Annotated in this window: 24 protein-coding genes; 10 read left to right on the top strand and 14 right to left on the bottom strand. The window is 56.0% G+C overall.

Annotated features, from left to right (window positions below; translation table 11 throughout):
• Positions 1 to 6: 6 nt before the first annotated feature.
• The 6 genes from IM299_RS19725 to fdhD form a co-directional block, all read right to left on the bottom strand.
• Complete coding sequence (locus IM299_RS19725; RefSeq protein WP_193357986.1) at positions 7 to 606, bottom strand: hypothetical protein; 600 nt, start codon at positions 604 to 606, stop codon at positions 7 to 9.
• On the bottom strand, positions 597 to 3,023 hold the full coding sequence (locus tag IM299_RS19720; RefSeq protein ID WP_193357985.1) for a fimbrial biogenesis usher protein: 2,427 nt from the start codon (positions 3,021 to 3,023) through the stop codon (positions 597 to 599). Before IM299_RS19720 ends, IM299_RS19725 begins: the two co-directional genes overlap by 10 nt.
• 32 nt (positions 3,024 to 3,055) lie before the next feature.
• On the bottom strand, positions 3,056 to 3,739 hold the full coding sequence (locus IM299_RS19715; RefSeq protein WP_193357984.1) for a fimbria/pilus chaperone family protein: 684 nt from the start codon (positions 3,737 to 3,739) through the stop codon (positions 3,056 to 3,058).
• A 62-nt stretch (positions 3,740 to 3,801) separates the two neighbouring features.
• Positions 3,802 to 4,518, bottom strand: a complete 717-nt coding sequence (locus tag IM299_RS19710) for a DUF1120 domain-containing protein (RefSeq protein WP_193357983.1) — start codon at positions 4,516 to 4,518, stop codon at positions 3,802 to 3,804.
• A 449-nt stretch (positions 4,519 to 4,967) separates the two neighbouring features.
• Positions 4,968 to 5,180 carry a DUF1471 domain-containing protein gene (locus IM299_RS19705; RefSeq protein ID WP_014885733.1) on the bottom strand — a complete coding sequence of 71 codons (213 nt, stop codon included), beginning with the start codon at positions 5,178 to 5,180 and terminating at the stop codon, positions 4,968 to 4,970.
• 114 nt (positions 5,181 to 5,294) lie between these two features.
• Positions 5,295 to 6,131 (bottom strand): formate dehydrogenase accessory sulfurtransferase FdhD, encoded by an 837-nt coding sequence (fdhD, locus tag IM299_RS19700; protein WP_193357982.1) that lies wholly within the window; start codon positions 6,129 to 6,131, stop codon positions 5,295 to 5,297.
• A gap of 373 nt (positions 6,132 to 6,504) precedes the next feature.
• Here fdhD and fdnG point away from each other — a divergent pair, with 373 nt between their 5' ends.
• The 4 genes from fdnG to fdhE are packed head-to-tail and all read left to right on the top strand — an operon-like array spanning position 6,505 to position 12,028.
• The gene (fdnG, locus tag IM299_RS19695; RefSeq protein WP_100171272.1) at positions 6,505 to 9,555 is read left to right on the top strand and encodes a formate dehydrogenase-N subunit alpha; all 3,051 of its coding nucleotides are present in this window, start codon (positions 6,505 to 6,507) and stop codon (positions 9,553 to 9,555) included.
• A 12-nt stretch (positions 9,556 to 9,567) separates the two neighbouring features.
• On the top strand, positions 9,568 to 10,470 hold the full coding sequence (gene fdxH, locus IM299_RS19690; RefSeq protein WP_003861960.1) for a formate dehydrogenase subunit beta: 903 nt from the start codon (positions 9,568 to 9,570) through the stop codon (positions 10,468 to 10,470).
• A complete protein-coding gene (gene fdoI, locus IM299_RS19685) occupies positions 10,467 to 11,102 on the top strand; it encodes a formate dehydrogenase cytochrome b556 subunit (RefSeq protein ID WP_015569914.1) in 636 nt (211 codons plus the stop codon). The genes fdxH and fdoI overlap by 4 nt, the downstream gene beginning before the upstream one ends.
• Positions 11,099 to 12,028, top strand: coding sequence for a formate dehydrogenase accessory protein FdhE (fdhE, locus tag IM299_RS19680; RefSeq protein ID WP_028014872.1), 930 nt, complete (start codon positions 11,099 to 11,101; stop codon positions 12,026 to 12,028). The genes fdoI and fdhE overlap by 4 nt, the downstream gene beginning before the upstream one ends.
• Before the next feature lie 39 nt (positions 12,029 to 12,067).
• On the opposite strand, the gene IM299_RS19675 is transcribed toward fdhE, so the two are convergent.
• Positions 12,068 to 12,439: a type II toxin-antitoxin system VapC family toxin gene (locus IM299_RS19675; protein WP_077266491.1), complete on the bottom strand. Its 372-nt coding sequence runs from the start codon at positions 12,437 to 12,439 to the stop codon at positions 12,068 to 12,070.
• Positions 12,440 to 12,441: 2 nt separating this feature from the next.
• Positions 12,442 to 12,684, bottom strand: a complete 243-nt coding sequence (locus tag IM299_RS19670) for a CopG family ribbon-helix-helix protein (protein ID WP_041911775.1) — start codon at positions 12,682 to 12,684, stop codon at positions 12,442 to 12,444.
• 199 nt (positions 12,685 to 12,883) lie between these two features.
• Here IM299_RS19670 and IM299_RS19665 point away from each other — a divergent pair, with 199 nt between their 5' ends.
• On the top strand, positions 12,884 to 13,801 hold the full coding sequence (locus tag IM299_RS19665; protein ID WP_193357981.1) for an alpha/beta hydrolase: 918 nt from the start codon (positions 12,884 to 12,886) through the stop codon (positions 13,799 to 13,801).
• A gap of 12 nt (positions 13,802 to 13,813) precedes the next feature.
• Here IM299_RS19665 and fabY read toward each other — a convergent pair whose 3' ends face one another.
• From fabY to IM299_RS19635, 6 genes are all read right to left on the bottom strand, one after another.
• Positions 13,814 to 14,755, bottom strand: coding sequence for a fatty acid biosynthesis protein FabY (gene fabY / locus IM299_RS19660; RefSeq protein WP_028014875.1), 942 nt, complete (start codon positions 14,753 to 14,755; stop codon positions 13,814 to 13,816).
• A 44-nt stretch (positions 14,756 to 14,799) separates the two neighbouring features.
• Positions 14,800 to 15,237 (bottom strand): D-aminoacyl-tRNA deacylase, encoded by a 438-nt coding sequence (gene dtd, locus IM299_RS19655; protein ID WP_193357980.1) that lies wholly within the window; start codon positions 15,235 to 15,237, stop codon positions 14,800 to 14,802.
• Positions 15,234 to 16,115 carry a virulence factor BrkB family protein gene (locus tag IM299_RS19650; protein ID WP_010436837.1) on the bottom strand — a complete coding sequence of 294 codons (882 nt, stop codon included), beginning with the start codon at positions 16,113 to 16,115 and terminating at the stop codon, positions 15,234 to 15,236. Before IM299_RS19650 ends, dtd begins: the two co-directional genes overlap by 4 nt.
• Positions 16,109 to 16,708, bottom strand: coding sequence for a glucose-1-phosphatase (gene yihX, locus IM299_RS19645; RefSeq protein WP_041911771.1), 600 nt, complete (start codon positions 16,706 to 16,708; stop codon positions 16,109 to 16,111). The genes IM299_RS19650 and yihX overlap by 7 nt, the downstream gene beginning before the upstream one ends.
• Positions 16,709 to 16,826: 118 nt before the next feature.
• Positions 16,827 to 17,627: a DeoR/GlpR family DNA-binding transcription regulator gene (locus IM299_RS19640; protein WP_000059683.1), complete on the bottom strand. Its 801-nt coding sequence runs from the start codon at positions 17,625 to 17,627 to the stop codon at positions 16,827 to 16,829.
• A gap of 34 nt (positions 17,628 to 17,661) precedes the next feature.
• Positions 17,662 to 18,558 (bottom strand): sugar kinase, encoded by an 897-nt coding sequence (locus IM299_RS19635; RefSeq protein ID WP_193357979.1) that lies wholly within the window; start codon positions 18,556 to 18,558, stop codon positions 17,662 to 17,664.
• A gap of 155 nt (positions 18,559 to 18,713) precedes the next feature.
• On the opposite strand from IM299_RS19635, the gene yihU reads away from it, so the two are divergent.
• Genes yihU through IM299_RS19610 form a run of 5 tightly spaced genes read left to right on the top strand, consistent with a single transcriptional unit; the run spans position 18,714 to position 25,222 of the window.
• On the top strand, positions 18,714 to 19,604 hold the full coding sequence (yihU, locus tag IM299_RS19630) for a sulfolactaldehyde 3-reductase (protein WP_193357978.1): 891 nt from the start codon (positions 18,714 to 18,716) through the stop codon (positions 19,602 to 19,604).
• Positions 19,605 to 19,621: 17 nt separating this feature from the next.
• Entirely contained in the window at positions 19,622 to 20,497 is an 876-nt protein-coding gene (gene yihT, locus IM299_RS19625) for a sulfofructosephosphate aldolase (RefSeq protein ID WP_188246135.1), read from the top strand.
• Between the two features lie 14 nt (positions 20,498 to 20,511).
• Entirely contained in the window at positions 20,512 to 21,753 is a 1,242-nt protein-coding gene (gene yihS, locus IM299_RS19620; protein ID WP_193357977.1) for a sulfoquinovose isomerase, read from the top strand.
• Positions 21,754 to 21,769: 16 nt separating this feature from the next.
• Complete coding sequence (locus IM299_RS19615; protein ID WP_193357976.1) at positions 21,770 to 23,794, top strand: alpha-glucosidase; 2,025 nt, start codon at positions 21,770 to 21,772, stop codon at positions 23,792 to 23,794.
• Positions 23,795 to 23,839: 45 nt separating this feature from the next.
• Complete coding sequence (locus IM299_RS19610) at positions 23,840 to 25,222, top strand: MFS transporter (protein WP_193357975.1); 1,383 nt, start codon at positions 23,840 to 23,842, stop codon at positions 25,220 to 25,222.
• The last annotated feature ends 23 nt before the right edge of the window (positions 25,223 to 25,245 follow it).

Genomic DNA, 25,245 nt, shown 5'->3' with positions numbered 1-25,245 from the left:
GAGGGTTTATTGCGCAGGAAGAGTGTCAACGTTTAGCGTCAGTGTCTCGGTAAAATCCGTTGTGTTGGTTACGCTAAACGCTTTGTCTGAAAGGTAAGTCGTTACCATCATCGTTGCGGTGAACTGTTCTCCCGCCACTTCCGAACCGTTAACGGCAGCCAGCGCTTTTTCTGGCGGCAGCCCCACCTGTGCGGCCCCGCCCTGGACGGCGACCGACCCGATATCGACCGCAGCAAGCTGCACCGAACTCCCGTCTACCCGCCCATCCTTGAATTCGATTTTCATCGCGCCGCTGTCCGTAAACCGATAGGCCAGATTCTCTCGGGCAGCACCGGTGATGAAGATACGCATTTTACGCGCATCAGGGCACATCACCGACACCTGAAATTCCCGCGTGACCGAGGCATAACCGTTATAGACTTTGCCCACATGCTCAGCGCTCCCCTTGCGCATATCGTCTTTGCGGTAGCGGCCATAATCGACCGTCTTTACCGCAGACATCATTTCGCATTCGCCGTCATCGGCCTGCGCCGTCGCTGACATACCCGACATGCCGCAGAGCAACGCAACCGCCATCACGTACTTATGAGCGTTATTTAGAGACATTTCCCTGTCACCTCTTCATAGAATTTATTGGGTTCAGCCTCCGGCAGGGTATACGTCAGCTTGCAACGTCCCCCATCTACCTTCGCGTAGAGCGACTGGCTGGCGGAGATATCGTTGAGGAAGATCACCCCGTCCTCAGGCGCGGTCGTCACGTACTCACCCGCCCCGTCGACAATTGAAACACCTTCCGGCAGCGGCGTACCGTCCGCGCGGATGATAGAAAGCAGCACGCGGCGCTGGCTTAACGTCGCAAACTCCCACTTCGCGACAGCCCCGTGAGAAGCCTTAATTGCCGTTCTGCCGTTTCTGACATCCAGGTTGCCTGGCAGACTTTCCGTGTTGACCTCTATCGTGCTCTCGCGGAACGGTGACAGCGAAGGGATCACCGCCTGGCCCCATTTATCCGTCCATACCGGGCCATGCGTCGTGCCAATCTCAATGCCTGCTACCGGTTTATCCAGTCTGGCGATGGCATAGGTGTCAGCCACGCGGTAAGGCGAGAAGGTCACACCCTCGCTGTGCGCCACAATCCCACCGCTCAGCGCCGCGGAGTAGTTGGTGTTGCTGTTGTTATCACCGCCTGCCGCCAGCGCCAGGCTGGTGTAATGCAGGTTGCTGTTAAGAGAGCTGTCCCAACTGGTGGTGTTCTCGTTATGATCCTGAGAGATACCAACCATATACTGGTTCGCATCGTTGAGCGCTCCCATCGCGCGCGTCCCGTAGGAGCTTTTTCCTTCACTTTCACGATACCAGGAGCTGGTGTTAACGCCAGTACGACCGAGCGGCACAGAGACGTTCACGTAAAACTGATCGTTATCGCTTTCGTCTCTGCGGCTAACGTCAGATTCCCAGTTCACGCTCACGCTGAAGTATTTAAAGGATTGCGACCACGATGAAATGAAGCGACGGCTGTCGTACTCGCTGTTCCAGCTCTCATTGCGGTAATAGCTAAGGGAGAAGCGTCCAAACGTGGTGTTGGACCAGCTAATACCCACATTGGTGTCGTACTTGGTTTGCGACATATCGTCGTCGTCACCGTAAAGCTCCGCCATTTCACGGTAATCCGGGGTGCCGTAGCTGCCGCCCATCGAAAGGCTGATGCCCCACGGCAAAGAATACCCCAGGTCGAGCGTGGTTTTATTACCGTCCGTTTGCGTCTGATTGTCTATCGACGCCAGAAAACCGAGTGAGGCATATAGGTTCTGCATCGGCACGGTATCCACGTTACCGGAGAACCCGTAATAGTGGTTATCCGCCATCACCATGCCGGCGAGGAAGTTCATGCGCTTGTTGATGGACCAGCCGTTGTTGGCGGAGACGATCCACGGATTTTCAAAGCGCGAATCCATGTCGTCTTCAACGCGTCCGACTGCCATCGTAAAGCCTGGCGCGCGGCCCACGTGATTGCTGCGGAAGGTGCTCGCCGCAACGGTAAAGCGGTTTTCACTCCCGTCAGTCTCGGTCACCGTCACATTCAGGTCGGTATTGAGGTTGGCCAGCGGCACGTCGTCCAGATTAAACGGCCCGGCCGGTACCAGCGTTGAGTAAATCAACTGTCCGCTCTGGCGGATATCCACGCGTGCCTGCGGGTTGCGGGCGATACCGGTGACTTCCACCCCGGTCCCCGCCTGAGGCAGAAGTGCGTTATCCGGCATCATCTGCACCCCATAAATAGACGGAATACTGAAGCGGCTGTTGGCCACGTTAATCTGGCCGCCTTGTACCATCACGCCGTAATCGGTAAAGGTGCGCTGGGCGTAGGTATAGAGTGATTCAACGTCAAAGCTTTGATCGCTACCGTCGCTGATGAATTGTGTGCTGCGTACAATCCAGTCCCCGGCATTAAAGCCCAGTTCAAAGGTTGACTGAAAACGATCTGCATTTTCATCGTCATACTGATTATGGGTGCCGAACATGGAGTAATTCAGCATTGCCGCACGCCCGCCGCGCACTTCCGCATACTGACGCCCAAAATTAGGATCTAACGCTTCCGATGGAACGACAACCGATATTTCTTCAATATCCGGGGAAGACTGAATCGTCGAGCCGGACCAGTATTGATGAATTTTAGGACAGGTGCCGCGTCTGGTTTTTTTAAGCAAACCCGCATTTTCCAAAAACTCGTTATCAATACAGGGTGAACCCTCTTCGTCAAATTTTACCGGCATAAGGGTACGCTGCTTGCCGTTAATATTGACGGTGACGTTATGATAGCCGGGAGCAAAACGAGGAGCCACGGAGTAGTAATCAGCAATTGTAGGATCAAGGCCCTGATTTTTTAATGCATCGGTATCAAATATCGCTCTTGCCAATTCTACCGATTCATTTGCGGAAGGATTTATTTCCGCCCGAATACTGAAAGCCAGCGCCGTAAGGCAAAATGCCAGCACTCCCTTTTTACAGGAAACCTTTAACATAACTACTCCATGTGCTGTTAAATGTGTGGTTGTTATTTCAGTTCGGCAATATAACTCTGCGCTTTATAGCCATAACGGGTTGCAGGGTATATTTCAACTTTCCTTTCTGACGACGTGATTTTTCCTCTAACGCTGGCCGTCATATTTTCGCCCGGTAATATATAGGTTTTAGGGAACTGAACAAAAATACCCGAGGGTATTAATTTTGCTTTTTGCTCCATACGTATAACGTAAGGCGTTTTGTTCTCGACAGTGACGATCCCACTACTGATATGCCAGGCCAGATCCTTCCACGGTTCCAGATTAACCGCCAGTCCGGCTGGACGGATAATTACGGGCAGATTCTGACTAAAGCTCACTTTGACTTTATTTTTCTCACGCTGTGGAATGGCGGTAAAAATAACGCGCTTTAAATGTTCCACCTTCAGCGGTTCAGCGCTGCTTTTCAGCACAAAGCGCACGCGCTGGGTTTTGCCCGCATCCACGCGTACCACAGGCTGCGTCACAATCAGGCCGGGTTTTGGATCATCGGGTAAATCAATCAGTTTGGTATACAGAAGTTGTGCGTCGCCGTCCGTGTTTTTGACGTCCATGCTGGCGCCCTGCTCGTCTTCATTCACAATCAACAGTGACGTTTCTGGCACCATTCCGGCAGCCAAAATATTAAACGAGGCTAGCAAACAAGCGCAAATCAGCGTTCTGGTTAAATGCAGCATAATATTAGTCCATTAATATTGAAATAACACTCCACTGACGTGGAGTGTTTACGATAACGCTATTACAGATAAACCAGCTCTACGTTGGTTAAACCATCCAGCGTCGCTTCATCGGTAATATGGAGGTCATTGGCTGGGTTGATCTGCGCCATGATGCCAACAATAAAATTCACCTGTTTCTGTGCAACAGGTGAAGTGCCGCCTGATACATTGGTGAAAGAGTACGTCTCACTTTTATCCGTAGCAATTTGCAGATAATGATTCCCGAATCTACCTCCCCAACCTGAAGTTGCACTTGCATCAGTGTTGTAGATTGGGTAAAGATTATCGCCCACATCATTTGTCACAGTACCCACATCCTTCTGAATACCCATTGAATAAGCACCAATCTTCTTGCCGTTATACATACCCAGGCCTGATGTATTTGCCACTTGAGTGGCAAAATCAGTGTCAGGATAAGCGATCGGCAGAATTGCCGTTGGCGCGGAATCAGCGTGAGCATCGTTAAAGGTCATACCAATACGGGTGGCTTCTTCGCAGGTAATCGTAATTGGGATAGTTTTCACATCCGGCAGGGCCGTCATTGTAGTGTCATTCAATGATGACACTTTAATGGTACCGAAATCAGCAACACCACCACCGCTAGTAAATGTCGGCGTACAGGAGGCTGGCACAATTTTACCGGTAACCCGAATATCAACACTGGATGCCGCCATTGCAGAAGACGCTGTTACAGCCAGCACGGAGGCCAGCAACCCTTTTTTAAACATCGCGTTCATTTTATTTCCTTATATTAGTGAAAAACAAAACACACCAGATAATGAATATCTGGCTCGGGGTTATTACTTCAAACATTTTATTTTTTGAAAAATAGCACCTCAGATAAACCCAATCAATACTTCAAATTTCTTTTAGGATTTACGCCTGAGGAATTCCTCAAAACCTAAGATCAATTATATTTAAATTGAATATAAAACCGGTAACAGAGAACCAAAAAGGCACAATGTATTCATTTTAATGATGCACACCACAGACTGGTCTGACCTTATATTTAAATTGTGTATAGAATTGCTGAATTTCAAACAAAATTAACTAAAGAGGAGAAACATTTACAGTTATTGTTTCGTTAGCCAGGAATGGACAGGATGATATGCGGGAAATTCGTAGAAGGGCAGCAGAAAGGAAACCTGTCCCCGCTCCGAAGAGCCAGGGACAGCGGCTGTACGGCTTATTTATTCAGTTCAGCCGTCATGTGTACGCGGTTACCGGTGAACGCCTGGGTAATTTTGTACGAAGACGCGCCCGCTTCCTGAGCCTGAGCCGCGATTTTCGCTTCTGCACCATCAATGGTAGAGGCGGTTGCGGTGACAGTCTGCGCAGCGAAAGAACCGAAAGAAGCAGCCAGAGCGATTACAGCGACAAAAGTTTTGATGCTTTTCATGATATAAACCCTTTCATTAAGTTGTTTAGGTAAGGCACCGTGCCTTGATGAGATAAATACTAGCCCTCATACTGAACAACTAAAAGCGGAAGGATTTGCTATTATCGTTCAAAATTACTGATCAACCATTAACCGCTGCGGATGGGTATAAATCGTCGCCCTGCCCGGCTTGCAGAACCCCACCAGCGTCAGATTGCAGCGCTCCGCCACGTCTACCGCCAGCGTGGTTGCCGCTGAGACCGCAAACAAAATTTCCACGCCGCACATGGCGGCTTTCTGCACCATCTCGTAGCTGGCGCGGCTGGAAACGAGCGCCGCCCCCTGCTGCCAGACGTCACTTTCACGCGCGCGGCGACCGAGCAGCTTGTCCAGCGCCACGTGGCGGCCCACGTCTTCATGACCACCGATAATGTCGCCCGATGGCAGAACCCACGCCGCGGCGTGCGTGCAGCCGCTCAGCTGACCTATGGGCTGTACATCGTTGAGGTGTTCCAGTGCTTTATCGAGGTTGGCGAGGTTAAACGTCTGGGTAAACGGCAGTGGCGTAACGGGCTTGCCGATATCGTTGAGTTGCTCAACCCCACACACGCCGCAGCCGGTGCGTCCGGCCAGCGCGCGTCGACGCTCTTTTAACCCCATAAAGCGGCGGCTGGAGAGCTCGATTTGCACTTCAAGACCGTTACACGCCTTCACCACGTCCATGCCGTAGATCTCCTGCGGATGGTCAATGATGCCTTCCGAGAGGGAAAACCCCATCGCAAACAGCTCAAGATCTTTTGGCGAAGCCATCATCACCACGTGCGAAATGCCGTTGTAAACCAGGGCAACAGGCACCTCTTCCGCCAGAAAATCGGGCATGGCATGGGTAATGTGGGGCGGTCTGTGTACCACCCGTTCCACAACGCCTGCAGGCAGTGGTGACGGGTGGGTAGCACGGTTTTGTTTAGACACGACGGTATTCCTGAACAACCACGGAGGTGAGCCTGCTATTGCATCACAAACAACAGGGCTTACGCATAGTATGGATCAACTTTTCAGCATCAAGTTTACCTACTCACTTGTGAGAGGTACAACAAAACGCATGCTACACCCCTTTAACATGCGGGGTTAATAGTGTGATTGATATCACACTTTATAGTCAACAGGGTGATAATACGTTCACTTTGTTTTAACGCCATTGGAACAGTCGTACCGACATTGTGGTATTCTGATGATATCCCTCGTGGAAATGAGGGATTAACGCAAATTTTTCTCCTTTGCGGTCAATTCTCAACCGCGAAGTTAAAACACCATATGTAAGCAATGTCGAAACAAGGAGTGACCCATGCAGGTCAGCAGAAGGCAGTTCTTTAAGATCTGCGCTGGCGGTATGGCAGGCACCACGGCGGCGGCACTGGGCTTTGCGCCCGGCGTAGCGCTGGCGGAAACGCGGCAGTACAAACTGCTGCGCACCCGCGAGACCCGTAACACCTGTACGTACTGCTCCGTCGGCTGTGGGCTGTTGATGTATAGCCTCGGCGACGGTGCGAAAAACGCCAAAGCGTCTATTTTCCATATCGAAGGCGACCCGGACCATCCGGTCAACCGCGGCGCGCTGTGCCCGAAAGGGGCCGGTCTGGTGGACTTTATCCACTCCGAAAGTCGTCTGAAATTCCCGGAATATCGCGCACCTGGCTCCGATAAATGGCAGCAAATCAGCTGGGAAGAGGCGTTTGACCGCATCGCAAAACATATTAAAGAAGACCGCGATGCCAACTTTATTGAGAAGAACGCCGACGGCGTTACGGTCAACCGCTGGCTCTCCACCGGGATGCTGTGTGCCTCTGCTTCCAGCAACGAAACCGGCTATTTAACCCAGAAATTCACGCGCGCACTCGGTATGCTCGCGGTCGACAACCAGGCGCGTGTCTGACACGGACCAACGGTAGCAAGTCTTGCTCCAACATTTGGTCGCGGTGCGATGACCAACCACTGGGTCGACATCAAGAACGCCAACCTCATTGTGGTGATGGGCGGTAACGCCGCTGAAGCGCACCCTGTCGGGTTCCGCTGGGCGATGGAAGCCAAAATCCACAACGGTGCGAAACTGATTGTGATCGATCCCCGCTTTACGCGTACTGCGTCAGTGGCGGATTTCTACACCCCTATTCGTTCAGGTACTGACATTACTTTCCTGTCAGGCGTACTGCTGTACCTGATGACCAACGAAAAATATAACCGCGAGTACACCGAAGCCTATACCAACGCCAGCCTGATCGTGCGTGAGGATTACCACTTCGAAGATGGCCTGTTCAGCGGTTATGACGCGGAAAAACGCAAGTACGACAAAACCAGCTGGAACTACGAGCTGGATGAGAAAGGCTTTGCGAAGCGCGACACCACTCTTCAACACCCGCGCTGCGTATGGAACCTGCTGAAAGAGCACGTTTCCCGCTACACGCCGGACGTTGTTGAGAACATCTGCGGCACGCCGAAGGCGGACTTCCTGAAGGTCTGCGAGCTGATCGCGGAGACCAGCGCGAAGGACAAAACCGCGTCGTTCCTGTATGCACTCGGCTGGACGCAGCACTCCATCGGCGCGCAGAACATCCGTACCATGGCAATGGTGCAGCTGCTGCTCGGCAACATGGGGATGGCAGGCGGCGGCGTGAACGCCCTGCGCGGTCACTCTAATATCCAGGGTCTGACCGACCTCGGCCTGCTGTCGCAGAGCCTGACGGGTTACATGAACCTGCCGAGCGAGAAACAGACTGACCTGCAGACCTACCTGACGGCCAGCACGCCAAAACCGCTGCTCGAAGGCCAGGTGAACTACTGGGGCAACTATCCGAAGTTCTTCGTCTCGCTGATGAAAGCCTTCTACGGCGACAAAGCGACGGCGGAAAACAGCTGGGGCTTTGACTGGCTGCCGAAGTGGGACAAAGGTTACGACGTTCTCCAGTACTTCGAAATGATGCACCAGGGCCAGGTCAACGGCTATATCTGCCAGGGCTTTAACCCGGTGGCGTCGTTCCCGAACAAGAACAAGGTTGTTGAATCCCTCTCGAAGCTGAAGTTCCTGGTGACGATTGACCCGCTCAACACCGAGACCTCGACCTTCTGGCAGAACCACGGTGAGTCGAACGACGTCGATCCGTCGAAGATTCAGACCGAAGTGTTCCGCCTGCCGTCTACCTGCTTCGCGGAAGAGAACGGTTCTATCGTCAACTCCGGCCGCTGGCTGCAGTGGCACTGGAAAGGCGCGGACGCCCCGGGCATCGCCATGAACGACGGCGAGATCCTGGCCGGCATCTTCTTACGCCTGCGTAAGATGTATGCGGCAGAAGGCGGCGCGAACCCTGAGCCGGTGCTGAACATGACCTGGAACTACTCGACGCCGGAAAATCCTGCGCCGGAAGAAGTGGCCATGGAGAGCAACGGTAAGGCGCTGGCGGACGTTATCGACCCGGCCACCGGCGCGGTTCTGGCGAAGAAAGGCGACCAGCTCAGCACCTTCGCCCACCTGCGCGATGACGGTACCACCTCCAGTGGCTGCTGGATCTTTGCCGGTAGCTGGACGCCGAAAGGCAACCAGATGGCCAACCGCGACAACGCCGACCCGTCGGGCCTCGGCAATACGCTGGGCTGGGCATGGGCATGGCCGCTGAACCGCCGCATCCTCTATAACCGTGCCTCCGCTGACCCGCAGGGTAACCCGTGGGATCCGAAGCGTCAGTTGCTGAAGTGGGACGGCGCGAAATGGGGCGGCGTGGATATTCCGGACTACAGCACTGCCGCACCAGGCAGCGACGTCGGGCCGTTTATCATGCAGCCTGAAGGGATGGGGCGTCTGTTTGCTATCGATAAGATGGCGGAAGGGCCGTTCCCGGAACACTACGAGCCGTTTGAGACGCCGCTGGGCACCAACCCGCTGCACCCGAACGTGGTCTCTAACCCGGCAGCGCGTATCTTCAAGGGCGACTTTGAAGCGCTGGGTAAAAAAGACAAGTTCCCGTACGTGGGCACCACTTACCGTCTGACCGAACACTTCCACTACTGGACCAAGCACGCGCTGCTTAACGCCATCGCGCAGCCGGAACAGTTTGTGGAGATCGGCGAGAAGCTGGCGAACAAGCTCGGCATTGCCCATGGCGATACCGTGAAGGTCTCCTCTAACCGCGGCTACATCAAGGCCAAGGCGGTGGTGACCAAGCGTATTCGCACGCTGAACGTTCACGGTCAGCAGGTGGATACCATCGGCATCCCAATTCACTGGGGCTATGAGGGCGTGGCGAAGAAAGGGTTCATTGCGAACACCCTGACGCCGTTCGTCGGTGATGCGAACACGCAGACGCCGGAGTTTAAGGCCTTCCTCGTGAACGTGGAAAAGGTGTAACGGAGACGACTTATGGCTTATCAATCTCAAGACATTATCCGTCGTTCCGCGACTAACGGTTTCACGCCCGCGCCTCAGGCGCGGGACCACCAGCAGGAAGTGGCGAAGCTGATCGACGTGACCACCTGTATCGGCTGTAAAGCCTGTCAGGTGGCCTGCTCTGAGTGGAACGACATCCGTGACGAAGTGGGTCACAACGTCGGGGTGTACGACAACCCGGCAGACCTGACCGCCAAGTCCTGGACGGTAATGCGTTTCTCGGAAGTGGAGCAGAACGACAAGCTGGAATGGCTTATCCGCAAAGACGGCTGTATGCACTGCGCGGATCCGGGCTGCCTCAAGGCGTGTCCGTCAGAAGGGGCTATCATTCAGTATGCCAACGGCATCGTCGACTTCCAGTCCGAGCAGTGCATTGGCTGCGGCTACTGCATCGCGGGCTGTCCGTTCGACGTGCCGCGCATGAACCCGGAAGACAACCGCGTCTACAAATGTACCCTGTGCGTTGACCGCGTTAACGTAGGCCAGGAGCCTGCATGCGTGAAGACCTGCCCAACCGGCGCTATCCACTTTGGCTCCAAAGAGGATATGAAAACGCTGGCGGCAGAGCGCGTGGGCGAGTTGAAAACCCGTGGTTACGACAACGCGGGCCTGTACGATCCGGCCGGGGTTGGCGGTACGCACGTGATGTACGTGCTGCACCACGCCGACAAGCCGAACCTGTATCACGGCCTGCCGGAGAACCCGGAAATCAGCGCCACCGTGAAGTTCTGGAAAGGCATCTGGAAACCGCTGGCCGCGGTGGGCTTTGCTGCCACCTTCGCAGCGAGCATCTTCCACTACGTCGGCGTCGGTCCGAACCGTGCGGAAGAGGAAGACGACAACCTGCATGAAGAGAAAGACGAGGTGCGCAAATGAGAAAACGTGACACCATCGTGCGCTACACCGCGCCGGAACGCATCAACCACTGGGTCACCGCCTTCTGCTTCATGCTGGCGGCGATAAGCGGGCTGGGGTTCTTCTTCCCCTCCTTCAACTGGCTGATGCAGATCCTGGGCACGCCGCAGCTGGCGCGCATCCTTCACCCGTTCGTGGGTGTGGTGATGTTTGCCTCGTTTATCATCATGTTTTTCCGCTACTGGCACCATAACCTAATCAATCGGGATGATATCTTTTGGGCGAAGAATATTCGTAAGATCGTCGTCAACGAGGAAGTGGGTGATACCGGGCGTTATAACTTCGGCCAGAAATGCGTATTCTGGGCGGCGATTATCTTCCTGGTCCTGTTGCTGGTGAGCGGCGTGATCATCTGGCGTCCGTACTTTGCGCCTGCTTTCTCAATCCCGGTGATCCGATTTGCGCTAATGCTGCATTCATTTGCCGCAGTGGCGTTAATTGTGGTTATCATGGTGCATATTTACGCCGCCCTCTGGGTGAAAGGCACCATTACCGCGATGGTGGAAGGATGGGTAACCAAAACGTGGGCGAAAAAACATCACCCGCGCTGGTACCGTGAAGTCCGCCAGAAACAGGAAAAGTCATCTGAATGAGTATTCGCATAATCCCGCAAGATGAGCTGGGGTCGAGCGAGAAACGTACGGCGGAGTATATTCCGCCGTTGTTATTCCCCAGACTCAAGAACCTCTACAACCGCCGCGCAGAGCGTCTGCGCGAGCTGGCAGAGAACAACCCGCTGGGCGATTTTCTGCGTTTTGCCGCGCTGGTCGCCCATGCGCAGGAGGTGGTGCTGTACGACCACCCTCTGCAAATGGACCTGACCGCGCGCATCAAAGAAGCTAACGAGCAGGGCAAGCCGCCGCTGGATATTCACGTCCTGCCGCGCGACAAGCACTGGCATAAGCTGCTGCATTCGCTGATTGCCGAGCTGAAGCCGGAAATGAGCGGCACGGCGCTGGCTGTCATTGAGAACCTGGAAAAAGCCTCTGACCTGGAGCTGGAAGAGATGGCGAGCGCGCTGTTTGCCTCCGACTTCTCGCTGGTCAGCAGCGATAAAGCGCCGTTTATCTGGGCCGCGCTGTCGCTCTACTGGGCGCAAATGGCGAGCCTGATCCCGGGCAAAGCCCGGGCCGAATACGGCGAAGCGCGCCAGTTCTGCCCGGTGTGCGGCTCAATGCCGGTCTCCAGCATGGTGCAGATTGGGACCACGCAGGGGCTGCGCTACCTGCACTGCAACCTGTGTGAAACCGAGTGGCACGTGGTGCGCGTGAAGTGCAGCAACTGCGAGCAGACTCGCGATCTCAACTACTGGTCGCTGGAAAATGAAGACGCGGCGGTGAAAGCCGAAAGCTGCGGCGACTGCGGAACCTACCTGAAGATCCTGTATCAGGAAAAAGACCCGAAAGTCGAAGCGGTGGCCGACGATCTCGCCTCGCTGATTCTGGATGCGAAGATGGAGCAAGAGGGCTTTGCCCGCAGCTCGATCAACCCGTTCCTGTTCCCGGGGGAAGGGGAGTAATCTCCTGTGAGAGTGCCGGGCGGCGCGAGCTTGCCCGGCCTACACCTGGTAAGGCGTAAGGACCTCGTCAATACCCGCAAAATCTTTCGTGTTGCGAGAAATCAACGGACATTTTCTGCTCTGCGCTGTAGCCAGGATGATAGCATCAGGCAGTTTCATTCCATGCTTCTCACGTAGTAAAACGCTTCTTTCCGCGATATCCCGAGACACATCAATAATTTCAAAAGCGCCCATCACGGCTGCCGTTTTCGCTTCATGACCATGCCTGCGAGCGCCCACCATCACTTCCATCCAGGTAATTAAGCTGATGGCACGATGCGACGCGGTATGCTCAATCGCATCCGCAGCTTCAACACGGTTGTTGAAGAGATCAATGAGAATATTGGTATCAAACACTGCCATGTGCTCCATGATTACCACTCCTCACGCAGCTTGCGCTCATACTCTAAACCGTCTTCTTGCTGGTTCCCCCACAGACCAAGCGCATCACGGATAACGGACGAGCTTTGCCGATCGAGATACTGCTCAATGGCTTCCCGCAGCAATTCGGCGCGGGGCCGGTTACGTAACTGCTTCAGGTTATCCAGTCGTTGAATCACGTCATCAGACAAATCGATCAGTATTCTGCCCATATCAAGGTCCGCCAAAAGACTCATATATCACCTTAGTATATCATCTGCGGTTAATTTTCAGGCAATATATCCACATTAAAAACAGAGTTAAAGGGCATAGCCAAGGTAGTTGCAGGTTTTGCGAGCCGCTTTCCAGAATGTTCACACCCGCAAATTTCACTGTTTTCATCTGCTGTAAACCAGGCTATAAAGCTGTATATAAACACAGTGTAAGGACGTAGCCATGGCGCTGGAAAAGGGTATTAAAAAGCTTGTTCAGGATTTTATTGCGGCAGGACGGCCCTCCCCGCGAAAGCAAAGTATTGATGACCGCAGAGCCGGGTACATTGCGAGCACAGAACTTGCCGGTGAGACTGAAAATCGCGTCATTGTTGAAACGCTCGTTCTTGAGGAGATGACCTTTCGGGTGTTTTCACCTCTCAATGCACCCGAAACCTTACCTGCAGCCATCTACTATCACGGCGGTTGTTTTGTCAGCGGTGGGTTTGAAACGCATGATAATCAGCTTCGCCAGCTGGCGTTTAAAGGCAACTGCCGTATCGTTGCGGTGCAGTACCGGCTTGCGCCAGAACATCTTTTCCCCGCCGCACATGACGACGCTGAAAGAGGGGCAGATTTAGTTTGGCAGTATGCCGACAGGCTTGGGGTTAACAGAAACCGGATAACCCTTTGCGGAGACAGTGCAGGGGCACATCTGGCGCTGGTGACGTCGCTGCGGCTCAAAGCGAAAGGTGTCTGGCAACCAGCACAGCTGATCCTGATCTACCCAATGCTCGACGCGACGGCTCGTTTTGAAAGCTATATTCTCAACGGCGCGGATTATGTCATCACTCGCGACACCCTGCTCAGCGGGTATGAAATGTATCTGGCCAGCACCGATCGCCAACATCCAGAAGCCAGCCCACTGTGGCGGGATGATTTTTGCGGACTTCCGCCAGTGCATATTGTTACCGCTGAGTATGATCCGCTCTGTGATGAGGGCGAGATGCTGTATCGGCATCTTTCAGAGCAGGGGGTGACGTGCACGGCCCAACGGTGGCTGGGTGTGATACACGGTTTCTTTCAGCTTGGCGGCGTGAGTCAGTCGGCGAGGGACGTGATGCGGGATATCGCCTGGCGGATCAGTGCCGCCCGGCGATAAAAACGGAAGAGACTACTCCTCCTCGTTCCCCCCCTCTTCATAAGCGCCATACGGCTTCGCAGGAAGAACGATATAGGTTCCTTCAAACACCGCGCCCGGCGTTTCATCGCCGAACAACTCAACCTGCATCTGCACGCGCGCTTTGCGGCCACGTGCCAGACGATCAAGATCGCCGCCCAGCGCGCCCAGGTCAGCCACCGCGCTCGGCTTGCCGCTGATCGGCGCGCTGTAGCGAATGTGGGCATCGGCCAGAATAATGGTGCCGCCAAGATGCCGCTCGCGCAGCATTAGCCAGATCAGCCCCCAGCCGGTGAGCGTCGCCAGGGAAAACAGGCTGCCGGCAAACAGGGTGTGGTGAGGGTTCTGATTGCCGGTTTCCGGCATGGTGGTAATGAATTTTTGCCCGGTGTACTGCTGAATGCGCACGCCCATCTTTTCACTCAGAGGGATGTGTTCATACCAGGCCTGCTGCAGCTGCCCGCACCAGTCCGCGCGATGAAGAATATCGTCCAGCGTGGCGATGGGTTTGATCATCAAAAAGTGGCGAATCGGCGTGGTTTGCGGAGCGGTGATTTCACCCTGGTTAACAAAACCGAGTTTGGCAAAAAACTCCACGGCATCTTCCCGGGCGCTACAGGTGACGCGCTTAACGCCTTCCTGACGGGCGACGGACTCCAGCGTCATCGCCATTAGCGTCCCCAGCCCTTTATCCTGCACGGAAGGGTGAACCGCCATAAAACGAATCGACGCTTCGTTATCAGCGTTGATATACAGTCGCCCGACGGCGACGAGGTTGCCCTCTTCGTCCATCACCATCTGATGATGGGCCATCGCATCCCAGGCGTCGCGTTCAGATCCTTTTGGCTGATGCAGTGGCTTGCGCAGCATTTCCCAGCGGAACTGGTAATACGCTTCTAACTCTTCTTCCGTTTGCGGTACTCGAAGGTGATACATAGCTGTACTCTCTCTTGTTACCCGCGGCCACGCCGCCAGTTGGCTCATACCTGGAGCCAGAATGTGACGGGGCCATCGTTCACCAGCGAGACCTGCATATCTGCAGCGAATCGTCCGGTTTGCGTATTCATTTCCTGTTGGCGACAACGCTCAACAAAGTATCCGTAAAGTGCTTCTGCACGATCCGGCGCGGCGCCTTTAGAGAAACTCGGGCGCATGCCGCGCTCGGTATCCGCTGCCAGCGTAAACTGGGAAACCACCAGCACGCTGCCGCCCGCCTGCTGGACGTTCAGATTCATCTTGCCTTCCGCATCGCTGAATATGCGGTAGCCCAGCACGCGCTCGCATAAGCGGTTCGCTTTTTGTTGGTCATCATCCTTTTCGACACCTAACAACACCAAAAGTCCTGGGCCAATTTCACCCGTCACCTCTCCCTCCACGGTGACGCTGGCACGGGTTACGCGCTGTATCAATGCAATCATGGTTGGTCTGCTTCTTGTTGTTTTTCAGCTTCTGCTGCTTTTTTAAGTTCGCGGTATATTCCGAGAGTGACAGTTATTTCGGCACCAAGCAAGACGATACACCAGGTCCAGTAGACCCAGACAAACAAAATGGGGATCACCGCCAGCACGCCGTAAATCAGCTGATAAGACGGGAACATGGTGATGTAAAGCGCGAATCCTTTCTTGCCCAGCTCGAAGAGGACGGCTGCGACCAGCGCACCCACGATGGCATCACGGTTAGGTACGCGCGTCGTCGGCACCACGCTGTAAAGCAGCCAGAATGAGAGCCACGATAAAATGAGCGGGAAAATGCGCAGAACGTTATCAATCACGCTGTTTAAGTCACTCGCCCAGCGCAGAGAAAGAAGATAGGAACTTATCGCCAGGCTCGCCCCTGCCAGCAGCGGACCGAGGGTCAAAATCATCCAGTACACGGCAAAGGAGTAAACCTTAGGACGGATTTTTTTGCTTCGCCAGATGGTGTTGAGAGCACTGTCGATGGAATACATCAAAAGCAGCGCCGTGACGATGAGGCCGCAGGCGCCCACCGCCGTCATCTTGCTGGAGTTGGCGACAAACTGCTCAATATAGTTCTGAATAACGTCGCCGGTGGCCGGAATGAAGTTTGCAAAAACAAAATGACGAAGCTGCAAGCTGACATCTGCAAACATCGGAAACGCGGAAAACAGGGCAAAGATGACCGCCACCAGCGGCACCAATGAGAGCAACGACACATAGGCGAGATTCCCCGCCAGCGTCGTCATGTTGTCCTCATCAATGCGGTGCCAGAGCAGCTTCAGCCATGCCCGGAGCGGCCGAGTATGGTGCGTGGCTTTTTGATGAACGGTTTTTAGCATAACTGCTTCGCAAAATAGTTCGGTATCGTCTCTTTTCCGGTCACCAGAATTGACGTGATACCTAACTGGTTAGCTCCCTCTATATTATCGGCGTTGTCGTCGAAAAAGACCGCATCGGCCGCGGAGAATCCTTCTTCCTGCAGAACCGCCTGATAAATACGCGCTTCAGGCTTGCGCATGCCCATCTCCTGGGAGAGATAAATTTTATCTGCTGCCGCGTGGATCTCCGGGTATTCATCCGGCCAGAAGGTGGTATGCAGGCGGTTGGTATTCGACAGCACCACCACGCGATGCCCCTGCTCGCGCAGTTTATGCATGATGTCGATCACTTCGGGGCGGATCGCGACAAATATGGCCTGCCAGCCGTGGGAAAACTGCTCATAGCTTAACGAGAGACCCATTTCCTGGCAGAAACGCTCTGCGAACGTTTCATCGCTGATCTCACCGCGCTCGTGCAGATGGAAAGTGTCGCCCATCGCGAAATTCTGCTTTAACGTCGCCAGCGGAACACGGCTAAAATCGCTCCATGCGCCCAGCACCCGGTTAAAATCGATATCGACGATTACATTTCCTAAGTCAAAGATATAAAGCATGTTTATCTCCTTTCGCCGTGGAAAAGTAACTGTAGCGGGAAAGAGTAACTTTAGCTATGCGCCAGATTCAGCTTAGAGAAAGGAAAGGCCCGAATAGGCATATCGGGCCATCAGAAGGTCAGCCAGCCTGCTGCTCTTCTCCGGAATTGACTTCAACAACCTCAACCTTGCTGGATTTAAGGTGGTTTTGCAGCGCCGAGCCGGGCAGTTCGTCGGTGAACAGCGCCGTTGCCTGCGCCACGTTGCCGATTTCAACCGCCGCGGAGGCGTGGTATTTCGTATGATCGGCCGCCAGCAAAATGTGGCGAGAGTGGGCCATCATGGTTTTCACCACGCTGGCTTCATTCACGTCAAACTCCATCATCGCGCCGTCGTGCTCAATCGCCCCGACGCTGGTCACAAGATAGTCCGCCCGAAAACCAGACACAAACGCCGTCGCCGCAGGCCCGATAATGCCGCCGTTGTGCGGGCGCAGCGTGCCGCCCGGCACCATCACTTCAAAGCGCGGGTTCTTATACAAAATATGCGCCACCCGCAGGCTGTTGGTGATGATGCGCAGATGATTATGGTTAAGCAGCGCCCGGGCAACGTGCTCTACGGTCGTGCCGATGGTGATGAAAATAGTTGAGCCGTCGGGAATATAGTCCGCAATCGCCTCGGCAATCGCCCGCTTCTCTTCGGTAAGCGACACTTCGCGCTGCTCGAACGCCGTGTTCACCACGCTGGATGCCCTGCCCGCGCCGCCGTGATGACGCGTGATCAGCCCCTGCTCGCTGAGCTTACGGATATCCCGGCGCACCGTTTGCGTCGACACGTCCAGCAGTTGCGCCAGTTCATCAATGTTCATATAGCCGCGATCGGCAATCAGCGTCAGAAGCTGATCGTGACGCGGGTTGCCGGTCAGTTCGGTAAGACTCATGGGCTGTCCTCTGAAAACCATCACGCTCCGCATTTTATACAAAAAGTGACAAAAAAGAGCGGGTTTGATCACAGTCGGGTATACCCGCGCGCCCGCCGGGCTTTGTGCATTTCAGGGCTGCGACGGCGCTGGCAAAACGCACGGCGTCTGCGGCGGTGGAATGCTGCCCCAGGCTGAACGCCAGCGCGCCGTGGAAAACGTCGCCCGCGCCGGTGGTATCCACCACCTTCACCTCAAAGCCGGATTGATGACACAAGGCGCCGTTTTCCAGCCAGTAGCAGCCATCTCGCCCCTGAGTGACATACACATGTCCATTTGTGAGCGTTTGTGCTTTTTTAAGGGCATCTGCTGCTTTATCCAACTGAGTTAGTCGCCGCAGGCCCGGCGCGGAGAAGGCCGCGTGGTCGCTTAAGGCTATCAGCTCCGCGATGTCCTGCGGGGTAACGTCGGCATCAAGCAAAGTAGGAACGCCCTGCTGACGGGCCAGGGTAAACGCCTGTTTTGCCCCGTCATGCCAGCGCACGTCTGCTAACACGATATCCCATTGCGAGAAGTCGATTTCATGCAGCCAGTCTGCCTCGGCGGGCAGATCGGGGCTGGGGTAGTTGGCAATCACTCGTTCTCCGCCTGCGTCCACCAGCACCGCGGATTGTGACGATCGGGCACCTTTAAACACGCGTGTATTGCGAGTGTTCACCCCCAGGGATTCCAGCTCCGCCAGCAGCCGTCTGCCGGTATCGTCGTCGCCCACCCGGCCAATAAAATCCACTTCCGCGCCCAGTTTCGCCGCCGCCACAGCCGCAGTTGCCGCCGGACCGCCCCCCACTTCCGTATAGTCCTTTGCGACATATTTCCCACCTTCCTTTGGTAAATCATCGAGATACCAGATGCGATCCAGCACGGTAATGCCGACACAAACGATGCGAGTCATGTTGATTCCTTCTGCGATTTCTGATGCCTTCATTTTAATTTCACCAAATGTTTAAAAAGTGACCCGTGTCAATTTTTTGACTATAAATTACAAATACGATCAAAAACAGACAACGCAAACGCGCAGAAATTGACACGATGTGACAGGAGAGAGGCATGTCAGCAATCGCATTTATCGGTTTAGGGCAGATGGGCGCGCCAATGGCGAAGAATCTGTTGAATCAAGGCCACCAGCTTAACGTGTTTGACGTGAACCCGCAGGCGGTTCAGGCGCTGGTAGAGAGCGGCGCACGGGCGGCGGCTACGCCCGCTCAGGCCGCAACGGATGCCGAATTCGTCATTACCATGCTGCCAAACGGCGACCTGGTGCGCAGCGTCCTGTTCGGCGAGCACGGCGTGTGCGAAGGGTTATCCCGCGACGCGCTGGTGATTGATATGTCCACCATTCACCCGCTGCAAACCGACGCGCTGATCCGCGACATGGCAGAGCGCGGCTTCAGCCTGATGGACGTGCCCGTGGGACGCACGTCTGACCATGCCATCGCCGGCACGCTGCTTCTGCTGGCGGGCGGCACCGCGCAGCAGGTGGAACGCGCCACCCCCGTCTTAATGGCGATGGGCAGTGAGCTGATTAACGCCGGCGGGCCGGGCATGGGCATCCGCGTGAAGCTCATCAATAACTACATGAGCATCGCCCTGAACGCGCTTTCCGCCGAGGCGGCCGTGCTGTGTGAAGCGCTTGGCCTCTCCTTTGACGTGGCGCTGAAGGTTATGAGCGGTACGCCTGCGGGTAAAGGCCACTTCACCACCTCATGGCCGAACAAGGTGCTGAAAGGCGATCTTTCACCCGCCTTCATGATCGACCTTGCGCATAAAGATCTGGGGATCGCCCTGGACGTGGCTAACCAGCTCCACGTTCCGATGCCGCTGGGCGCGGCGTCCCGCGAAGTTTATAACCAGGCTCGCGCCGCCGGGCGCGGGCGCGAAGACTGGACGGCCATTCTTGAACAGGTTCGCGCATCTGCCGGGCTGAAAAAATCACACTGATACGAAAGGACTGAGGAATGACGATGTACACCCTGAAAGATATCACCCGACCTTCCGGCGGTTTTGCAATGCTGGCCGTGGATCAGCGCGAAGCGATGCGCCTGATGTTTGCCGCCGCAGGCGCGCCGGTGCCGGTAACCGACCAGCACCTGACGGATTTTAAGGTCAACGCGGCGAAGATTCTGTCGCCGTACGCCTCTGCCATTCTCGTCGATCAGCAGTTTTGCTATCGCCAGATTGTGGAGCAGCAGGCCGTTGCCGAAAGCTGCGCGATGATTGTGGCGGCCGACGAGTTTATTCCAGGGAACGGGATCCCGGTCGACAGCGTGGTCATCGACAAGAACATCGACGCGCAGGCGATCAAACGCGATGGCGGCAAGGCGCTGAAGCTGCTGGTGCTGTGGCGTAGCGATGAAGATCCGCAGCAGCGCCTGGAGATGGTGAAAGCGTTCAATACGCTGTGCCACGACAACGGGCTGCTGAGCATTATCGAGCCTGTGGTGCGTCCGCCGCGTCGCGGAGCCGAATTTAACCGCGAACAGGCGATTATCGATGCGGCTAAAGAGCTGGGCGACAGCGGTGCCGACCTTTACAAGGTGGAGATGCCGCTGTTCGGCAAGGGCACCCAGCAGGAACTGCTGGCGGCCTCGCAGAAGCTGAACGAGAACATCGCCATGCCGTGGGTGATCCTCTCGTCCGGCGTGGACGATAAGCTGTTCCCGCGCGCCGTGAGCGTGGCGATGCAGGCTGGGGCATCGGGCTTTTTAGCCGGTCGCGCCGTCTGGTCCTCGGTGATTGGCCTGCCGGATACCGAGCTGATGCTGCGTGATATTTCCGTACCAAAACTTCAGCGTCTGGGTGAGATCGTCGACGAAATGATGGCTCGCCGTTAAGAAAGGACCCGAACATGAAATGGTTTAACACCCTGAGCCACAACCGCTGGCTCGAACAAGAGACCGACCGCATTCTCGATTTCGGCAAAAACGCCGCCGTACCGACCGGCTTTGGCTGGCTGGGCAATAACGGGCAGGTTCGCAGCGATATGGGCACCCATCTGTGGATCACCGCCCGCATGCTTCACGTGTACGCGGTGGCGGCGAACATGGGCCGTCCCGGCGCGTATGCCCTGGTTGAGCACGGTATTAACGCCCTCAACGGCCCGCTGCGCGACAGCCAGCACGGCGGCTGGTATGCCTGCGTCAACGATGAGGGCGTGGTCGACGCCTCCAAGCAGGGTTATCAGCACTTCTTCGTCCTGCTGGGCGCGGCGAGCGCCGTCACCACCGGACACCCGCAGGCACGCAAGCTGCTGGACGATGCCATCGAGGTGATTGAGCGCTACTTCTGGAGCGAACAGGAGCAAATGTGCCTCGAGTCCTGGGATGAAGCCTTCAGCAAAACGGAAGATTACCGCGGCGGTAACGCCAACATGCACGCCGTGGAAGCCTTCCTGATTGTCTATGACGTAACCCACGACCGCAAATGGCTCGACCGCGCCCTGCGCATCGCCTCGGTGATTATTCACGACGTAGCGCGCAAAGGTGAGTATCGCGTTAACGAGCATTTCGACACCGACTGGAACCCGATCCGCGATTACAACATCGATAACCCTGCCCACCGCTTCCGCGCCTACGGCGGCACGCCGGGGCACTGGATTGAGTGGGGCCGCCTGATGCTGCACCTGCGCGCCGCGCTGGAAGCGCGCTTTGAAACTCCACCTGAATGGCTGCTGGAAGATGCGAAAGGCCTGTTCCACGCCACCATCCGCGACGCCTGGGCACCCGACGGCGCCGACGGGTTTGTCTATTCCGTGGGCTGGGATGGCAAGCCTATCGTCCGCGAACGCGTGCGCTGGCCAATCGTCGAGGCGATGGGCACGGCCTATGCCCTCTATACCGTGACCGGCGAAGCGCAGTACGAAGCCTGGTATCAGAAGTGGTGGGATTACTGCATCAAGTACCTGATGGATTACGAAAACGGTTCCTGGTGGCAGGAGCTGGACACCAATAACGAAGTGACCACCAAAGTCTGGGACGGCAAGCAGGATATTTACCATCTGCTGCACTGCCTGGTGATCCCCCGCCTGCCGCTGGCGCCGGGCTTAGCGCCTGCCGTCGCCGCCGGATTGCTGGACAGCCAGGCCAAATAATAAAGACGGAGTTTTTATGCGTACCCTACACAATATTGACCTAAAAAATAACGAACGTGGCTTTACCCTGCGCTGGCAGGATCGCCTGATTTTGTCCCACTCTGAAGAAGCGCCTTGCCTGTGGATCGGAGCAGGCGAGGCCGACATCGAGATGTTTCGCGGCAATTTCAGCATTAAAGACAAGCTCAACGAAAAGATTGCCCTGACGGACGCGACCGTCACGCAGCAAAGCGCGGGCTGGGCGATCCGCTTTACCCGCGGCGATGCGGTAAGCGCGACGCTGCTGGTGGGCGTGGATGCGGAAGGCCGTCTGGAGCTGAAGCTGAAAAATGACGCCGCCAGCCATAACCGCATCTGGCTGCGGCTGGCGGCGCAGCCGGAAGATCATATCTACGGCTGCGGCGAGCAATTCTCGTACTTCGACCTGCGCGGCAAGCCGTTCCCGCTGTGGACCAGCGAGCAGGGCGTGGGCCGCAACAAGCAGACCTACGTCACCTGGCAGGCCGACTGTAAAGAGAACGCGGGTGGTGACTACTACTGGACCTTCTTCCCGCAGCCTACCTTTGTGAGCACCCAGAAGTACTACTGCCACGTGGATAACAGCTGCTACATGAACTTTGACTTCAGCGCGCCGGATTTCCACGAGCTGGCGTTCTGGGAAGATAACGCCACGCTGCGCTTCGAATGTGCACAAACCTACGTCGATCTGCTGGAAAAACTCACCGGCCTGCTGGGGCGCCAGCCTGAGCTGCCGGACTGGGTTTACGACGGCGTGACGCTGGGCATCCAGGGCGGCACCGAGGTGTGCCAGCAGAAGCTCGACGCCATGCGCGAGGGCGGCGTGAAGGTGAACGGCATCTGGGCGCAGGACTGGTCCGGCATCCGCATGACCTCCTTCGGCAAACGCGTGATGTGGAACTGGAAGTGGAACAGCGAGCTCTATCCGCAGCTTGACGAGCGGATCGGGCAGTGGAAGCAGGAGGGCGTACAATTCCTCTCCTATATCAACCCGTACGTCGCCAGCGATAAAGATCTCTGCGAAGAGGCGGCAACGCGCGGCTATCTGACCAAAGACGCCAACGGCAAGGACTACCACGTCGAGTTCGGTGAGTTTTACGCGGGCGTTATCGACCTGACCAATCCGGAAGCCTACGACTGGTACAAAGAGATCATTAAAAAGAATCTGATCAAACTGGGCTGCGGCGGCTGGATGGCCGATTTCGGGGAATATCTGCCGACCGATACCTTCCTGCACAACGGCGTGAGCGCGGAGATCATGCATAACGCCTGGCCTGCGCTGTGGGCAAAATGTAACTACGAGGCGCTCCAGGAAACCGGCAAGCTCGGGGAGATCCTGTTCTTCATGCGCGCGGGCTACACCGGCAGCCAGAAGCACTCGGTGATGATGTGGGCGGGGGATCAGAACGTTGACTGGAGCCTGGATGACGGTCTGGCGTCCGTCGTGCCTGCGGCGCTGTCGCTGGCGATGACCGGGCACGGCCTGCACCACAGCGACATCGGCGGCTATACGACCCTGTTCGAGATGAAGCGCAGCAAGGAGCTGCTGCTGCGCTGGTGCGACTTCAGCGCCTTTACGCCGATGATGCGTACCCACGAGGGCAACCGCCCTGGCGATAACTGGCAGTTCGACGGCGACGCGGAAACCATCGCGCACTTTGCGCGCATGACCACCGTGTTCACCACCCTTAAGCCGTACATCAAAGCTGCGGTCGCGCAGAACGCGAAAAGCGGCCTGCCGGTGATGCGTCCGCTGTTCCTGCACTATGAGGACGACGCGCGCGCCTACACGCTGAAATACCAGTACCTGTTTGGCCGCGATCTGCTGGTGGCACCGGTTCATGAAGAGGGCCGCCGGGACTGGTCGCTCTATCTGCCGCAGGACAGCTGGGTCAATGCGTGGACCGGAGAAACCTGCCAGGGCGGTGACGTGACCGTTGATGCCCCGATCGGCAAGCCGCCGGTCTTCTATCGCCAGCACAGCGAATGGGCAGATCTGTTTAGCACCTTACGTGATATCTGATAAGGCTCGCCCGCAGGGAAACCTGCGGGCAGACGGAGAACAATAATGAGTCAACATACTTCCGATCCGGCAACCCTACGCCTGCCGTTTAAAGATAAACTCGCCTACGGGATGGGCGATCTCGGCTCAAACATCCTGCTGGACATCGGCACGCTTTATCTGCTGAAGTTTTACACCGACGTGCTGGGGCTGCCCGGCACCTACGGCGGGATTATCTTCCTGATTGCGAAGTTCTTTACCGCCTTCACCGATATGGGCACCGGAATCATGCTCGACTCCCGACGCAAGATTGGTCCGAAAGGGAAATTCCGCCCGTTCGTGCTGTATGCCGCCTTCCCGGTGACCTTACTGGCGATTGCCAACTTCGTTGGTACGCCATTTGAGATGACCGGCAAAACGGTGATGGCGACGGTGCTGTTCATGCTGTACGGCCTGTTCTTCAGCATGATGAACTGCTCTTACGGCGCGATGGTGCCCGCCATCACCAAAAACCCGGACGAGCGCGCCTCGCTGGCTGCCTGGCGTCAGGGCGGCGCTACGCTGGGCCTGCTGCTCTGTACGGTGGGTTTTGTCCCGGTGATGAACCTGATTGAGGGTAACGACCAGCTTGGCTACATCTTTGCCGCCACCCTCTTCTCGCTGTTCGGGCTGTTCTTTATGTGGTGGTGCTATAAGGGCGTCACCGAGCGTTACGTCGAGACGCAGCCCGCTAACCCGGCGCAAAAGCCGGGGCTGCTGCAGTCGTTTCGCGCCATTGCCGGGAACCGCCCGCTGTTTATCCTGTGCATCGCGAACCTGTGCACGCTGGGCGCCTTTAACGTCAAACTCGCTATTCAGGTCTACTACACGCAGTACGTGCTGAACGACCCGATCCTGCTGTCGTACATGGGTTTCTTCAGCATGGGCTGTATTTTTATCGGCGTCTTTATGATGCCCGGCGCGGTGCGGCGCTTCGGCAAGAAAAAGGTCTACATCAGCGGGCTGGCAATTTGGGTGGCGGGCGATCTGCTTAACTACTTCTTCGGCGGCGGCTCGGTGAGCTTTGTGGCGTTTTCCTGCCTGGCGTTCTTCGGCTCCGCGTTCGTGAACAGTCTGAACTGGGCGCTGGTGTCCGATACCGTGGAATACGGCGAGTGGCGCACCGGCGTGCGCTCCGAAGGGACGGTCTATACCGGCTTTACCTTCTTCCGTAAGGTATCCCAGGCGCTGGCCGGCTTCTTCCCGGGGATCATGCTCACCCAGATCGGCTATGTGCCCAACGTGGTGCAGTCCGCCGGGACGGTTGAAGGGCTGCGGCAGCTGATATTTATCTACCCGAGCCTGCTGGCGTTCATCACCATCGTGGCGATGGGCTGCTTCTACAACCTCAACGAGAAGATGTATGTGCGCATCGTGGAAGAGATCGAACTGCGCAAACGTACGGCCTAAATGACGTGATAGAGCGCCCGGCG

Origin of the sequence: Enterobacter cloacae complex sp. P47BA, from assembly GCF_014930485.1 — a bacterium.
Classification (GTDB): domain Bacteria; phylum Pseudomonadota; class Gammaproteobacteria; order Enterobacterales; family Enterobacteriaceae; genus Enterobacter; species Enterobacter bugandensis.
Note: the sequence above shows the minus strand (reverse complement) of the source record. Positions and strands in the feature narration are given on the sequence as shown.